Source organism: Hymenobacter roseosalivarius DSM 11622, assembly GCF_900176135.1.
GTDB classification, from domain to species: domain Bacteria; phylum Bacteroidota; class Bacteroidia; order Cytophagales; family Hymenobacteraceae; genus Hymenobacter; species Hymenobacter roseosalivarius.
In genome coordinates, this window is the sequence record NZ_FWWW01000059.1 from 1 (window position 1) to 14559 (window position 14559).

Sequence of the window (14559 nt, forward strand, 5' to 3'; positions counted from 1 at the left end):
CCAAACTTCTGCCCCCAACAAAACCGAGCGGACCCATAGATCCGCTCGGGTAATTTAGACCGACAGCCTACCGGGCAGTTGCTGCTTACCGCCTTGGCCGCGAGAACGCCCACCCCCACCCCGTAGAACACGGCCTGCATCCCCGGCAGCCCATCGTAGGCAACGTAGGCCATGTTTAGCAGCAACACCATCACCAAAGAGGGCAGCACGAAGACCAGCCCCACTGGAGTAGCGCCCACCAAGCGATAATGCACGTACCCCAGGTAAATGGCCAACTGCGCGGCCAGCGGACCCGGTGCGAGCTGGGCCAGGGCCATGCCTTCGCGGTAGTCGGCCTCGCTAATCCAGCCGTGCCCGGCCACCAGGTCGCGGTGCATATAGCCCACCAGGGCCACCGGGCCGCCGAAGCCCCAACTACCCAAGCACAGGAGAATAGATCAGCAGTTGCGCCAGCGTATAGGTTGGCGCAACGGTTTTAATGGAGGGAGTAGTTTCCATGAACATAAATAGTTGTGGAGTTGCAGCCGCCCTGAACGCGTGCGCGTCCAGAGCGGCCCAACCAGTCAGCGGATAGCGCCGCCGGCTGCAACAACCATCGCAGAGCGCCAACGCCGGCAGGCAGAAAGCGTCGGATTCAGCTTCATGGGAGAAGCAAAAAGGCTACTTAGTGCTTCATAGCGTCCTTTATACCAGGCTTTCCTTTGCCGAGCTGATCGAGGGCGGCGCGGAAACCTTGACCCAACTGCGCGGCCGGGCCGCGGCCGTAGTAGTGCAGGAACATCACGCGGGGCGTATCGCCAAGCATGTGGTTGTGCACCGCCACCACTTCCAGGTTGTGGGCACGCAGGGCTTTGATGACGGGGTTGACTTCGTGTTCGAGCATGGCGATGTCGCCGGCGATGTGCGCGTCGTCCTGCTTGCCGGCGAAAGCGGCCCAGGAGTTCAGGCCGATGGCGGTGGTCATCTCGGTGCCCATCATCAGGGATTGCAGGTCGTCCCGGCCCACGGTGTATTTGTAGGTCGGGCCGTTCACGGTGCCCTTGTATTTCACCACGGCATCCAGCGCGGCCAGGTCGAACAGCTCCTTGCCCGTGGGCGGGCCGGCGGCCGGGGTGGCGTTGTTGCCGGCGGCGGCGGCCGGCGGGCTGGCGGGTTGGGGCTGGTTAGCGGGCAGCAGCTTGGAATCTTTCAGGGTGGCGGCAAACTTGCGGGCCAGCTCGGCCGGCGTGCCCATGCCCGTGACGTGCATGTAAAAGATGCGCGGCTCCTCGTAGAAAAAGTGGTTGTGGATGGCCCCGATTTCCAGCCCATTGGCAAAAGCCGCCGAAATGAGCGGATTCACTTCCTCCTGCAACAGCACCGTGTCGCTCATGAGCATGGCCGACTTGCCGTCCAGCGTGTGCTTGATGGCCACCCACCCGCCGAAGCCAAAGGCAATAGGCACCGGCTCACCCTTGATTTTCATCTTCAGGTCGTTGCGGGGCAGGCCAATCAGGTGGGTGGCCTGCGCCTCGTTGTAGGTGCCTTTCTTGCCCAACGCGGCGTCAATGGCGGCCTGGTCGGCGGCGCTCAGGGCGGGGGTTTTGCCTTTGGGCGGGGCCGATACGGCGGCCAGGGTGTCATCAAGGCTCAGCAGGGACGTGGCGCCGAGCAGGGCGGTGGCCCGCAGGGCGTCGCGGCGGGAGATGGAATCGTTCATGGGAAGTGATTTTTAGAAAGTAAACTAATTACAAACAAAAGAAGCGGCTTAAACTGGTTCGGCAGTCCTTCACTGCTGGAGCTCCGGAGCCGGCGCGCGTTATTCCACTGGCTGGCACGGTGAGCGCCGAATCCGGTCGCGCTGGGACGCCAGCGCTGTTTGCTGGGCGGCATCCAGGCGTTGGCGTAGGGCCTGGTATTCGTGGCCCTGGCGGTTCAGGACCTGCTGCAGACGGTCCATCGGCCGTCGGTAACGCGTTGGCACGCGCTCACTATGCGCCCGAATGCTGCTATCCAGGGCTGCCGCCTGCCGATGCTTGGCGGCGTAGCCTGGCGCCCGGTGCAAGCGGTGCTGGAGGGTTTGCCGCCGGACTTGGCCAGCCTGAATCGCGTGGTCGCGGGCCCGCACCAAGTCGGCGAGGGCCCACGCATAGCCGGGCGTGGAAACGTGGCCATATCGCTCGTTCTGCGCGTCGGTGAGTTGGCGGTAGGTGCTGGTAGCTGCGCTGCCTGGCGGCGCTGTCGGCCCCCAGCGCCGCGAACTGCAGGGCGTACACCGCTACCGTGGCGGCCTGCTGCTCGGCCAGCCGGTGGCGGAGCTCCCGTTCGGGCGCCGTGGCCCGGGCCTGGGCCTGTTGCACCCGCACCTGCAAGCGGGCATGGACGCATTTCGTTTGCTGGTAGGCGGTCAGCCACCGGCTTTTTTCCGGTCCGCAAGCACACAAGACAACCGGTACGACGAGCAGGGCCCACGCGCTTTTCATCACTGGCAATTTTAGGATGGGGTCCAAGTATGCTTCTCCGCCTGCCCATGCTTGGCCCAACTGTACAGGGCCTCGTAGAGGTGCAGGCCAATAGCTAACTGCTGCGCGTCGTCGGCGTGATTGTAGCTCAGGCCGGCGGAAATGGCCCACAGGCCCGCCGCCTGCGGGGCCAGCTCGAAATGGTCCGTATCGGCCCCGCGCACGATGCGGGCCAGTTGCTGAAGGGCCGGGTCGGTGAGGTTATGCTTTTTCAGAATGAAATCGAAGGTACACAGTTCCCCCTCGTGCGAGTATTCCGCGCCGGGAATGTCGTAGGGAATGGCCGGCAGCGCGGCTGCCTGCCGGAAAACATCCTCTTTGGGCACGTACAGGAACTCGGCCGCCGGGTCCACAAACCGTTGAATCAGCCAGGGGCAGGCAATGTGGTCAATTTTGGGTCGTTCGCGCGTTATCCATTTCATAACCAAGGTTTTTATAGGGAGGAATAAGGCATGTTATTTTTCCGGCTTCGTGGCGGCGCCGGGCGCCGCAAACTTGATTTTGACGACCGTTTCGGGCTTTAGCTCCTCGCTGCCGCGTTGCACCAGGGTGTCGCCGGGAGTTAGCTTGCCGAAGACCTCGACCTGCTCGGCCAGGCTGATGCCCTTGCCCACGTCGACCCATTCGGTGCGGCCCCCATGCACGCGAATGACGAAGCTGCGCTCCTGGGTGGTGACCACGGTGGCGAAGGGCACGGCGAAGGAGGGCTTTTGCCGGGAAAGCTGGAGCTGCACGTCGGCGAACATGCCGGGCTTAAGGGCCCCGTCGGGGTTGGGCACGTCGAACTGCCAGGTTTCGCTGCGCGTGTCCACGTCCAGGCTCTGGGTCTGGCGCGACCGGCGGGCCGTGCGGGGCTGGCCGGGGAAGGCCTTCACGGTGAAGCTGACCTGCTCCTTTTCCAGGGCGTTGCCGGCGGCCGCTTCGGGCACGGCCACGTTCAGGCGCAGCACGGCGTTGTCTTCCAGCTTCAGCAGGGGCGTGTCGCCGCTGCCCACCAGGGCGCCTACGTCCACGAAGCGCTTGGTGACGACGCCGCTGAAGGGCGCCCGCACGGTCAAGTACTGGTTTTCGTCCTGCACGGCGCGCAGCACGGCCCGGGCCGCCGCCACGCCCGATTTATCCGCCAGCATCTGGTTGCGCGTGCGGGAGACTTCACTGGCCGCGATGACGCCTGCCGTGCCGCTCGCTTGGGCCACCCGCTGGTAGGTGTCTAGGCTGCTTTGGTAGCGCGCCTGGGCCGTATGCAGGCCGGACGCCGCCCCCGCCAGCCGGGCCTGGGTTTCGGGGGCTTCCAGCACCACCAGCACCTGCCCTTTTTTTACCCGCGAGCCGATGTCCACGGACAGGCGGCGCACGTAGCCGCTGATTTTGGCGTGCAGGCTGACGTGCTCCCGCGGCAGCAGTTCGCCGGGCAAGCGCACGGTGCGTCCCTGCGACTGCGGCGGGGCCAGGGTCAGGACCTCCACCACCGGCCCGGCAGGCGGGGCCGGGGACTGCGCGGTCGCGGGTTCCTTTGGCGGAGAAGAGCAAGCGCTGACCAGACCGGCAAGCCATGCCCCAGCAAGGGCGGAGGATAAAAAAGGATGCTTCAGATGCTTCATAAGAGGTCGCCAGCGGCGGTTACTGCCCGAAAAACGCACTGTGCTCATCGGTGGGGTCGAGCGAGACGGCGGCCGGCGCGGCGCGGCCCACGGCCGCCCGGTACACCAGCGGCAGCAGCAGCAGGGTGCTGAGCGTGGAAAACAACAGGCCCCCGATGACGGCGATGCCCAGCGGCGCGGTCTGCTCGCCGCCTTCGCCCAGGCCCAGGGCCATGGGCACCATGCCGGCCATCATGGCCAGGCTGGTCATCAGAATGGGGCGCAGGCGGTTGGTGGCCCCGACCAGAGCGGCCTGGTCGGGCGCGTCGGGACCCCGGCGCACGGCCTCGGCGCTGGTCACCAGCAAAATGGCGTTGGCCACGGCCACCCCGATGGCCATGATGCAGCCCATGAACGACTGCAAGTTGAGGGTTTTGCCGGTGAGCAGCAACAAGAGCAAGGCCCCGGCCAGCACGGCCGGCAGGGTGGAAAGGATGGCAAAGGAGAGCTTGAAACTCTGAAAACTGGCCGCCAGCAGCAGAAAAATCACCACGATGGCCAGACCCAGGCCGAGTTGCAGCTCGCTGAGCGTCTGGCCCAGCAGTTCGGCTTGGCCGCGCACGAGAATCTTGACCCCGGCCGGCAGCACGCCCAGCCCGTCGATGGCTTCTTGTACGCCCCGCGTGGCAGTGCCCAGGTCCTGTCCGTGCACGTTGGCCGTCAGGGTGAGGTAGCGCTGCTGGTTAAGGCGGTCGTACTCGCCGGCGGCGGTGCCCCGGCTCCAGTCGGCCACGTCGCGGAAGTATACGCTGCCGCTGCGCCCACCGGCGGCGCCCGCCCCGGGAGCGGGGGCCCCGGCCGGCGGCCGGTTGCCCACCGGAATACCCTCCACGTCGCCGGCGGAGGCCATCTTGAACGGCGGCACTTCCACCTGCACCTGGTAGGAGGTGCCGGTTTTCTTGTCAATCCAGTAGTTGGGCTGGGTGAAGCGGCTCGACGAGGTGGCCGCCACCATCGACCGGCTCACCTGGTCCACGGTCAGCCCTAGCTGGCTGAGCCGCACCCGGTCGTAGCGAATGCTGAGGGTGGGGTAGTCCAGGGGCAGGCCGAACTGCACGTCGCGCAGGTACGGAATGGCGGCTAAGTGGGTGCGCAGGCGCTCGGCCACCTGCCGGCCCTGGGCCAGGTCCTTGCCCACCACAGCCACTTCCACCGGCGTGGTGGCCCCCAGGTTTAGCACCTGCTCCACCAAATCGCCGGGCTCGAAGGAGAGCGCCAGCTGCGGGATTTTCTGCTTCGCCTGGGCCCGGAGCCGCTCCTTGAACTCTTCCAGCACCAGGCCCGCTTTCGGGTTGAGGTTGACTTTGAGCACGGCCTCGTGGGGGCCGCTGGTCCAGAGGTAAATGGTGTTGATGGGGTAGCTCGACGGCTGGGTGCCCACGAAGGCCGAGGTGATGGCCACGTTGCCCGGCCCGGCCAGCTGCTGCACGAGGGCCAGCACCTGCTGGGTGGCGTCCTCGGTGCGCTCGATGCGGGTGCCGGTGGGCAAGCGCAGGCGCACCTGAAACTGCCCGGTGTCCACCTTGGGGAAGATTTCGGTGCCAAGGAAGTGGTAGCCAACCCCCAGCGCCAGCAGCGCCAGGACCAGGTAGGCGGGAATGACCACGGCGCTGCGGCGCAGCAGCCCGGTCAGCAGGTTCGAAAAACGCTGCCGAAAGCGGTCGAAGCGGGTTTCTTTCGGCTCAGCGGCCGGGTCGGCCACGTGGTCTTTCAAATACCAGTTGGCCACCACCGGCACCAGGGTCTGCGAGAGCAGAAACGAGGCAATCATGGCGAAGCCCACGGCCAGCGCCAGCGGCAGGAACATGGCCCGCGGCACGCCCGACATGAACAGCGCCGGCACGAACACGGCCAGGATGCTGAGCAGAATCAGCAGCTTGGGCCCGGCAATTTCCTGGCAGGCGTCAAAGATGGCGCGCACCTTGGGCTGGCCCATCTCCTGGTGGCGGTGGATGTTTTCGATGGTCACCGTGGCTTCGTCCACCAGGATGCCCACGGCCAGGGCCAGCCCACCCAGGGTCATGATGTTGATGGTTTGGCCGGCCAGGTACAGGCCCGTGGCGCCGGCCAGCAGGGCGATGGGGATGGTGAGCACCACAATCAGGGCGCTGCGCCGGTCGCCCAGAAATAGCAGCACCATCAGCCCGGTGAAGATGGCTCCCAGCCCGCCTTCAAACAGCAGGCTTTTGAGCGAGTTGATGACGTAGCCCGACTGGTCGAACTCGTAGCTCACCTTGATGTCTTCGGGCACGGCGGCCTGCATGGCGGGCAGGTTGGCTTTCACGGCCTGCACCACGTTCCAGGTGGAGGCGTCGGCCCGCTTCGACACGTTCATGTACACCGAGCGCTTGCCGTTAATAAGGGCGTAGCCGGTCGTCACGTCCGCGCCCAGCTCCACCGTGGCCAAGTCGCGCAGGTACACGGCCGGGCCGCTGCCGGGCTGTAGGGCCACGTTGCTCAGCTCCTGGATGTTGTCGACCAGCGAGTTCTGCGGGGTCATCACCAGCTGGTCGCCGATGCGCACGTTGCCGGCGGGCGTGATGGTGTTGCCCTTGGCCAGGGCCTGCACCACGGCCTCCGGGGCCAGGCCGTAGCTGCGCAGGCGCTCGGGGTCCACGCGCACGACCACCGTTTTCTGGTTGCCGCCGAAGGGCGGCGGGGCCGACACGCCGGGTAGCGTCGAGAACATGGGCCGGACCTTGAACAGGGCCAGGTCCTGAATCTCGCCCAGCGTCTTGGTGGGGCTGGTGAACACGAGCTGGCCCACCGGCACGCTGCCGGCGTCGAAGCGGGTGATGAAGGGCGGCACCGTGCCCGGCGGCATGAAGGCCCGGGCGCGGTTGACGTAGCCCACCACCTCGGCAATGGCCTGGTTCATGTCGGTGCCCGGCTGGAACTGCAGCTTGACCAGGGCCATGCCCTGCACCGACTTGGAGTCGACGAACTTGATGCCCGTCACGTAGAGAAAGTGATACTCGTAGTAGGACGTAATCAGCCCTTCCACCTGCTCGGGGGAGAGCCCGCCGTAGGGCTGGGCCACGTACACGGTGGGCAGGCCCAGCTGGGGAAAGATGTCAATGGGCATCTGGCGGATGGCCAGCCCCGAGAAGAAGACGAGGCCCAAAATGGCCACCACCACGGTGAGGGGGCGGCGCAGGGCGGCGGTTATCAGGTTCATGGCTGGGGCACGAAACGCAGGAAGTCGTCGAGACTGCCCGCCGCGTAGGCTTGGGAAAGGGCGGCAGACCATACCTGGGAAACGGCCGTGGCGTAGTCCGCTTCGGCGCGGTTTACTTCGTAGAGCGCCTGGTAGACTTCGGGCAGGGTGGTCAGGCCGGCCTGGTAACGGGTTTGCAGCTGGGCGTAACCCCGGCGGGCGGCGGCGAGCTGCTGCTGGGCGGGGGGCACGTTGTCGGCCGCCGTCTGCACACGCACCTGGGCCACCTGGCAGGCGTTGTCGAGCTGTAGCTGCTGGTCCTGCAAGAGCTGCTGCTGGGCGCTGAGCTCGGCAGTGGCGGCGCGGGTCTGGTAGCGCACGGCCGGGAAGGACAACAGCGGGAAGCTCAGGGTGGCCCCCACGGCGTAGTTGTAGCGCGAAAAGGCTAGCCCGCCGGGGCCGTAGTTGAAGTCCGCCGGCCCGCTGAGGGAGGCCCCCGAGCCGCGGGCGAAGCCGCTGCCGAACAGGTTCAGGCGCGGGGCGTAGGCGCTGCGGGCCACCTGCTCGCGGGCAGTGGCCACACCCACCTGGGCCTGGGAAAATGCCAGCAGCGGGTGGGCGGCGGGCGCGGCAGCCGGGGCTGCCGGGGCGGGCGCGGATACGGCCGGTGGTCGGGTGAGCAGGCCGGGGGTCGCAATGCGGACGCTGGGGCCGGGGTAGCCCAGCAGCGCGTTGAGCTGGAGCAGGGCCACGGCGGCTTTTTCGCAGGCGTTGTTGAGGCCGATTTGGGCCTTGGCAATTTCGGTTTGCGTGAGCACCGTGTCCACGCCTGGCCGCAGCCCGCTGCGGGCCAGCACCCGCACGCTGGTGTAAAAGACGTGCGCCCGCTCCAAATTGGCAGCTTGCGCCTGGATGAGGGCCTCGGCGTATTGCTGGCTGAGGTGAACATCCACTACGTGCACCTGGTGCTGGAACAGGGCCAGGTCGTAGCCGGCCTGGGCCTCGCTCACCGCCGCGCCGGCCTGCCCGAGCCGCGCCCGACGCTGCCCGAAGCTGAGGGGCTCCCAGGTAAAGAGCAGGCCACCCGCGCTGCCAAATACGCCCCGGTACTCGGCGGGAGTGCCCGCCGGGCCGGAAATGGGGAGTACGGCACTTTGCGGAAAGAACAGCCCGTAGATGTTGTTAACAGTACCGAACTGGCCTTGCAGCTGCGCGTCGGCCTGCGGCAGGGCTTCGGTCTGAATTACGCGCCGCCGGTTGTCGGCCGCTGTTACCTGCTGCTGACGGGCGCGCAGCTGCGGAAAGTTGGCCTGAGCCAACTTCAGGGCCTGGGGTAGGGAAACGGGCCCCGGCGGCGGACTGGGCACTTGGGCCAGGCCAGGTAAGGTACATAACAGGAGAAAGGCTCCCACAAACAGGGTTCGCAGCATTCAGTCGCGCTAAGGACACCGGCGGGAAGCCCGCCGGCTCATTACTGCTGCCGCCACGCGGGGACCGGTAGTCCCTACGGCGCTTCGCAGCCGGTGAGCGGGGGAGGTTCCCGGCTTACCGGCTGCAAGGTTACGGCTGCGAAAGGCCGCATAATAGCACCGAATTTACACTTGGTATAATTTTTACGTTTTTGCCTTCTTTTTCCCGGCAGTGGCCCGGCAACAGCAGCGGGGCGACGACGGCGTGGCGCAAGGGGCTATTCGTTTGCCTGTTTTCATGATGTGGTTTGAAAAGTACCGGCAAGGCGTTTTTAACAGTCCGGCACCCCCGTGTGCTAACCCATGGGGAGGCGGCGAAGCGTGGCGCTGTTTTCAGGGCCCGCCCCGCGATTTAGGGCGTCACCGCCAAGTCGTCGAACATTGTCTGGGAGTCAGCTTTTGACCACAGACCCACTTTGCCAGCGGCGGTGAACGCGTCATCCCGCACCTGATACAGCTGTTTGCCGTCCCAAAAAACGGTGAACAGGTTTCCCTGAGCCGTGACTTTCAGCGTGTGCCAGCGGTTCGAGGCCATCGGTGCGTGCAGGCCGTAGGTTTTGCCCCGGCCCACGAGCGGCAAATCCGTCCGACGGCCCTGCTGCACTTTGTAGGCCACCACGTTCTTTTCCAACGGGTTGGCCCGTACGACGTAATAATTGTTGGCGTCGCGGTACCGCCACATCAGTCCGCCGCCCCGGTCCTCGCTGCCGGCCATGGCCTTGAGCCGGACCGCCACGCTGCCGTTCTGAAAAGCAGACCGGTCAGCCACCACCCGGTTGAACTGCGACCCCCGGCTTTTCGCCGTTTGGTAGAGCACCTTGTTCGCGCCGTCGGTCGTGACGGCCCAGGTGCCGAACACGGCCGACCACTCGGCGGGTAATTTCCCGACCAATACCGCTTCGAAGCTTTCCTGAAGACCCGGTACCTGCCACGCGACACTCAGCGCCGCGAAAGCCAGCAGGATTCCCTGCCGTAAGTTGTTTTTTTTCATAGCCACATATGGTTAACAAGTGAATAAAAAACCCGCAGAGCTACCCGCTTACCAGCACGTCAGCCGTCCGGTTCGATGAAGGCCCGCACCAGGGGATTGGCGGAGCGACGCAATTCGTCCGGAGAGCCTTCCTCGATAATCTGCCCGCGTTCCATCACGGCAATCCGGTCGCTGAGGGCGAAGGCTTCGCGGTGGTCGTGGGTGACGTAGACCACCGTCAGTTGCCGCTGCGTGGCGATGGTTTTGATGAGGTTTCGGATGTGGGATTTCCGCCGGACGTCGAGGTTGGCTAACGGCTCGTCCATGAGCAACAACTTCGGGTTCACCACCAGGCTCCGGCCAAGGGCCACGAGCTGCTGCTGACCGCCGGAGAGCTGCTGCGGGTAGCGACCGGCCAGGTCCTCGATGGCCAGCAGGCCCAGCATGTCGGCGGTCCGCTCGGGGATTCGGTCCATCCGCCGGACCTCCAGGCCAAACGCCAAGTGCTGGCGGACGGTCAGGTGGGGCCACAGGGCCAGGTCCTGGAACAGAAACCCCAGCGACCGGCGGTGCGGGGCCAGCAGGAGCAGGGGGCCGTCGGTGGCCGGCTCACCGAACAAGGCCAGCCGGCCACTGTCCAGCGGCTCCAGCCCGGCCAGCACGCGCAGCAGGGTGGTTTTGCCGCAGCCGGACTCCCCCAATACGCTTACGAAGGCGCCCTGGGCCACCGTCAGGCTGACGGCGTCCAAGACCGGTCGCGGACCGTAGCGTTTGGTTGCGGCGGCTAGGTCGATGCACGGGGCTGGCGCCATGAGGCAGGAAAAAGAAGGTGACGCAGGGTCAGCAGCCCGGCCAGGGCCCCGCCGCTAATCAGCAAGACTACCATGCTCAGCGCACTCACCAAGGACTGGCGGGCGTTGGCCATGTAGGTGAATACCTTCACGCTCAAGACCTGCGTGCCGGGCGGGTACACCAGAATGACGGTAGACAGCTCGCTCAGGCACAGAATAAAGCCGAGCAAAAACGCTGTACCGAAGGCGTCGGCTAGCAGCGGGGCCAAAATGCGACGAAACCGCTGCCCGCGGCTCGCGCCCAGGAGCCGGGCGGCTTCCTCCAGCGTGGGCGAGAGCTGGGCCAGCGCGCCGGCGAGCAGCCGCACGGGGATGAACAGAAACCGGCCCCAGTACACGAGCAGAATGATGAGGGAACTGTGGTAGATGCCACTCAGGCCGGGGGCATTATAAAACCGTAGGTAGGCGATGCCCAGCACCGTGGAGGGCACCGCAAACAGCCCCAGCAGCACCCCGTTCGCCCCAGGCAGCTTGGTGCGGGCCAGCACGTAGGCAGAGCCGGTGAGTAGGGCGGCTCCCGCCGCGGCCAGTCCCAGCGACGGCAGCAGCGTGGGTCGAAGCAGCTCGAATGCTTCGGCCAGGTCGGCCAGGCCCCGGCCAAGCGCCTGCCGGGTGAGCAAGGCCAGCGGCACCCCCACGGCGCCCGCCACGTAAGCGCCCAACCCCGCCGTTGCCAACCATCGCCCCCGGCGGCTGGACGGCACCGTTCGAAACGAGCGGCTGCCCATCGCCACCACCGGCGTGCGGGTCAAAAACACCCGCTCCGGCCAGAGCAGCAGCAGGCACACCCCCATCAGGGCAACCGACTGCAGCAGGGCCACGTCGTAGCGGTAGAACGCGGCAAATTGGGTGAAGACCTCCGTCACCAGCGTTGGCACCCCCAAATAAGACGGCACGCTGAATTCCGACAAAGCCAGCACGAAAATCAGCCCCAACGAGGACCCCACGGCCGGGCGTACCAGGGGCAGCACGATGCGGCGCACCACCACCGGGTAAGGGGCCAGCACCTGGCCAGCTTCTTCCAGGGAGGCGTTGATGTTGACGAGGCTACCCCCGACAATGTACGCGGCCAGGGGCGTGTAAATGGCGGTCAGAATACCGGCCACGCCCACAGGGCCAAACAGCGCCTCCCGGCTCCAGCCCAAGCCGTACAAGCCGTCGGACCAGGCCACGGCCAGCAGGTAGGGCGACAAAAACAAGGGCCCCGACAGAAGCAGCCGCAGCAGCGGCTGGGCCGGCAGTTGGAACCGGGCCAACAGGAACCCGAACAGCCCGCCCAGCCCGGTAGCCAGCGCGGCCACCGCCCCGGCAATGGCGATGCTGCGCCCCAGCAGGGGCAGCCAGTCCGCGCCCAGTGCCGCGCCCCACGACGCCCCGCCCGCGCGGGCCGCCGACCCCAGCAACAGCACGACCGGCCCGATGGCCACGACCACCAGCAGCCCGGCCAGCAGCTGGCGCAGACGCCGCATTACCGGGATTCGGCCCATTGCTTGAGGTAGGTTTTGTGGGTTTCCAGCAGCCGGGCCGTGGTGCCGTAGTCGACGGCCAGCGGCACGATTTTATCCAGGGACGGCACGGTGGCCGGCACGGCCACGCCCGCGTGCAGCGGCATCTGGGCGCAGGAGCGGGCCAACTTGGCCTCGGTTTCGCGAGACAGCAGGTAGTCGATGAGTTTTTTGCCGTTGTCCGGGTGCGGGCTGCCTTTGAGGAGCGACACCGTATTGGGCACGATGAGGTTGCCGAATCCCTGCTGGTCGAGGAATACCACCTGCACGGGCGCGCCGTCCTTGCGAGCTTCGTTGGCGTCATCGGAATCGGTCAGGCCCATTGTTACTTCGCCTTGCACCACGCGCTTTTTTACGTCGCCATTGGAAGCGGCCACCTCCACCCCGTTGCGCCTCAAATCGCTTAGGAACTGCCGGGTTTTCACTTCGCCCAACTGGGCAAACAAGGCCGCGACGTGAAACGAGGTGGTGCCGAACAGCGGGTTGGCAATGGCCACCTGGTCCCGGTAGCGGGGCTTGGCCAAGTCCAGGATGGAAGTGGGCCACTCGGCTGGCTTCAGTTTGTCGGTGTTGACCAGCAGCACCCGGGCCCGCGCCGAAAAGCCAGTCCAATGGCCCGCCGGGTCTTTGAAGATGGGCTTGATGTCGGCGCCGGCCGGGGAGGCATAGGCCGTCGTAATCCCGCGCTGCTTCAGCAAGTCGGCCCGCAGGGGGTCGCCGCTCCAGAATACGTCGGCTTGCGGATTGGCGGCTTCGGCGATGAGCCGGTTGACCACGCCCGTCGATTTGGTTTCCTCGGTGTCGAACACGGGCCGAACCGTAATGCCCGTTTGCTTTTCGAAATCGCGCAGCACGGGCTCGGCAAACACCTGGTCGACGGAGGTATACACAACGACCTCGCTGGTGGGCTTCGCACACCCGGCCAGTACTGGCCACACGCCGCCGAGCAGCAGCCGGCAAAACAGCGAAAAACGGGGGTATCGGCGCATGAGCGGGTTAGTTAAGGTAAGAAGCCGCGCAGTTCGCACGGTAATCCAGCGGCCAATAGTCCGCTTCGCATTACGGTCCGTGCTGCCGGAGCAGCCCCCGGTTTTTCCGATTGGGGCAGCGCAACCGAAGGCTCGTGGTCCGGAGCTTGGTAAAGCAGGGCCTGCCCCCCCTGCCCCATTACGGCAAGGGGCGGCTTCGCTGCCGCAGGGTCATGCTGTCAGTGCAGCCTTGTCCAAGTTGTACAGCAGCCGGTTTTAAGCCGGCAATTACCGCTCGCTGCAATGTTACAGCAGTCCAGTGGCGCAAAATAGCACCGAATTTACACTTGGTATAATCTTTACGTTTTTGCCTTCTTTTTCCGGTAAGTCGACGGGCTCTGGCCGGTGTGCTGCTTGAAAATACGAGTGAAGTGGCTCTGGTCGGAAAAGCCGGTGAGGTAGGCAATTTCCCCGAGGGAGTACGCCGTGGAGTTGAGCAGTTGCACCGCCTTGTCGATGCGCAGCTTGCGAATGTACTCACCAAAGGTGAGGTTGTCGAAGTAGCGCGCAAACTCGCGGGAGAGGTAGCTGGGGTTCACTTGGACGGTGTCCGCCACTTCGGTCAGGCGCAGGCTCAGGTTGGTGTCGAGGTGGTCCTGAATTAGCTCGCGCAGCTGCGTGGTCCAGGCCGGCGGGCTAGGGTGGTCCTTAGCCTGTTTCAGGTAGGCCGTGTACACCTGCACGAGCAGCTGCTCCTCGGGCTGCTGGGTATGAGCCTGCCCTTGCAGGTGCTGAGCCCAACTGTAGAGGGCATCGTAGAGCACCAGGCCCTGCTGCAAAAGCTGCTGGTCGTCGCGGATGTTGTGGGCCAGGCCGGCGGATATGGCCCACAGCCCCGCCGCCTGCTGGGCCAGGGCGTGGTTGTCGGTGTCGGCGCCCCGCACGATGGGGGCCAGCGCGTGCAGGGCCGGGTCGGTCAGGGCGTACTTCTTCAGGAAGTAATCGAAGGTACAATTGGCGCCATGGTGGGTGAACTCCACGTTGGGCACGTCGAAGGGAATGGCACCCGTGCGCGCAGCGGTGCTCACCACCTCGGCGGCGGGCACATAGACAATGTCCGCTCCAGGGTCGATAAAGCGCAAAATCAGCCAGGGGCAGGCCAGGCGGTCAATTTTGGGGCGTTCACGGGTAATCCAGTGCATCGGGCAGTTTTTCAAGTAGAATCGGAAACTATTTCTTCACCACGTCACGGCGGGCATAAGTTGGCAAATTAGTCGTTGTCTTCCCACGCCTACATTACAGGGCCAGGCCAATGGCCGCCCCTGCTTGGCGACCAATGGCCTGTTTGCCGTACTCGGCCTTCTCGTAGCAGCGGGGGATAAAATGACTTTAAGCCCTGTCTGGGCTGCCACATTCATCTTAAATTGCAGCTCCACGGTCGTGTCCCCAGCACGTACTGTTAGTCGGCTCTGAGCCGGAGGCACCAGCTGCAATGCTT

General features: G+C 65.4%; 12 protein-coding genes. All 12 read right to left on the reverse strand.

Annotated elements, in window-relative coordinates:
• Nucleotides 1-422, reverse strand: a 422-nt coding sequence (locus tag B9A24_RS08605) for a chromate transporter (RefSeq protein WP_234997124.1), incomplete at its 3' end; no start/stop codon positions are given.
• A gap of 242 nt (nt 423-664) precedes the next feature.
• Nucleotides 665-1699 (reverse strand): DUF1259 domain-containing protein, encoded by a 1035-nt coding sequence (locus tag B9A24_RS08610; protein WP_084444765.1) that lies wholly within the window; start codon nt 1697-1699, stop codon nt 665-667.
• Between the two features lie 99 nt (nt 1700-1798).
• Nucleotides 1799-2107, reverse strand: a complete 309-nt coding sequence (locus tag B9A24_RS08615; RefSeq protein ID WP_143434854.1) for a hypothetical protein — start codon at nt 2105-2107, stop codon at nt 1799-1801.
• A 366-nt stretch (nt 2108-2473) separates the two neighbouring features.
• The gene (locus B9A24_RS08625; protein WP_084444768.1) at nt 2474-2923 is read right to left on the reverse strand and encodes a chromate resistance protein ChrB domain-containing protein; all 450 of its coding nucleotides are present in this window, start codon (nt 2921-2923) and stop codon (nt 2474-2476) included.
• 33 nt (nt 2924-2956) lie between these two features.
• Nucleotides 2957-4102 carry an efflux RND transporter periplasmic adaptor subunit gene (locus B9A24_RS08630; RefSeq protein WP_159451998.1) on the reverse strand — a complete coding sequence of 382 codons (1146 nt, stop codon included), beginning with the start codon at nt 4100-4102 and terminating at the stop codon, nt 2957-2959.
• A 19-nt stretch (nt 4103-4121) separates the two neighbouring features.
• Entirely contained in the window at nt 4122-7319 is a 3198-nt protein-coding gene (locus B9A24_RS08635) for an efflux RND transporter permease subunit (RefSeq protein WP_084444770.1), read from the reverse strand.
• Nucleotides 7316-8728 carry a TolC family protein gene (locus B9A24_RS08640; protein ID WP_084444771.1) on the reverse strand — a complete coding sequence of 471 codons (1413 nt, stop codon included), beginning with the start codon at nt 8726-8728 and terminating at the stop codon, nt 7316-7318. The genes B9A24_RS08635 and B9A24_RS08640 overlap by 4 nt, the downstream gene beginning before the upstream one ends.
• A 391-nt stretch (nt 8729-9119) precedes the next feature.
• Nucleotides 9120-9758: a 3-keto-alpha-glucoside-1,2-lyase-like domain-containing protein gene (locus tag B9A24_RS08645; RefSeq protein WP_084444772.1), complete on the reverse strand. Its 639-nt coding sequence runs from the start codon at nt 9756-9758 to the stop codon at nt 9120-9122.
• A gap of 59 nt (nt 9759-9817) precedes the next feature.
• Complete coding sequence (locus B9A24_RS08650; RefSeq protein WP_159451999.1) at nt 9818-10486, reverse strand: ABC transporter ATP-binding protein; 669 nt, start codon at nt 10484-10486, stop codon at nt 9818-9820.
• A 35-nt stretch (nt 10487-10521) separates the two neighbouring features.
• Complete coding sequence (locus B9A24_RS08655; RefSeq protein WP_143434855.1) at nt 10522-12075, reverse strand: ABC transporter permease; 1554 nt, start codon at nt 12073-12075, stop codon at nt 10522-10524.
• On the reverse strand, nt 12057-13082 hold the full coding sequence (locus tag B9A24_RS08660) for an extracellular solute-binding protein (RefSeq protein ID WP_084444775.1): 1026 nt from the start codon (nt 13080-13082) through the stop codon (nt 12057-12059). Before B9A24_RS08660 ends, B9A24_RS08655 begins: the two co-directional genes overlap by 19 nt.
• A gap of 338 nt (nt 13083-13420) precedes the next feature.
• Complete coding sequence (locus tag B9A24_RS08665; protein ID WP_084444776.1) at nt 13421-14263, reverse strand: chromate resistance protein ChrB domain-containing protein; 843 nt, start codon at nt 14261-14263, stop codon at nt 13421-13423.
• Nucleotides 14264-14559 lie beyond the last annotated feature (296 nt).

Coding starts and splice junctions, on each gene's coding strand:
- B9A24_RS08635 (WP_084444770.1), bottom strand. CDS start 7,319: ATGAACCTGATAACCGCCGCCCTGCGCCGCCCCCTCACCGTGGTGGTG.
- B9A24_RS08640 (WP_084444771.1), bottom strand. CDS start 8,728: ATGCTGCGAACCCTGTTTGTGGGAGCCTTTCTCCTGTTATGTACCTTA.
- B9A24_RS08655 (WP_143434855.1), bottom strand. CDS start 12,075: ATGGGCCGAATCCCGGTAATGCGGCGTCTGCGCCAGCTGCTGGCCGGG.
- B9A24_RS08610 (WP_084444765.1), bottom strand. CDS start 1,699: ATGAACGATTCCATCTCCCGCCGCGACGCCCTGCGGGCCACCGCCCTG.
- B9A24_RS08625 (WP_084444768.1), bottom strand. CDS start 2,923: ATGAAATGGATAACGCGCGAACGACCCAAAATTGACCACATTGCCTGC.
- B9A24_RS08645 (WP_084444772.1), bottom strand. CDS start 9,758: ATGAAAAAAAACAACTTACGGCAGGGAATCCTGCTGGCTTTCGCGGCG.
- B9A24_RS08660 (WP_084444775.1), bottom strand. CDS start 13,082: ATGCGCCGATACCCCCGTTTTTCGCTGTTTTGCCGGCTGCTGCTCGGC.
- B9A24_RS08630 (WP_159451998.1), bottom strand. CDS start 4,102: ATGAAGCATCTGAAGCATCCTTTTTTATCCTCCGCCCTTGCTGGGGCA.
- B9A24_RS08665 (WP_084444776.1), bottom strand. CDS start 14,263: ATGCACTGGATTACCCGTGAACGCCCCAAAATTGACCGCCTGGCCTGC.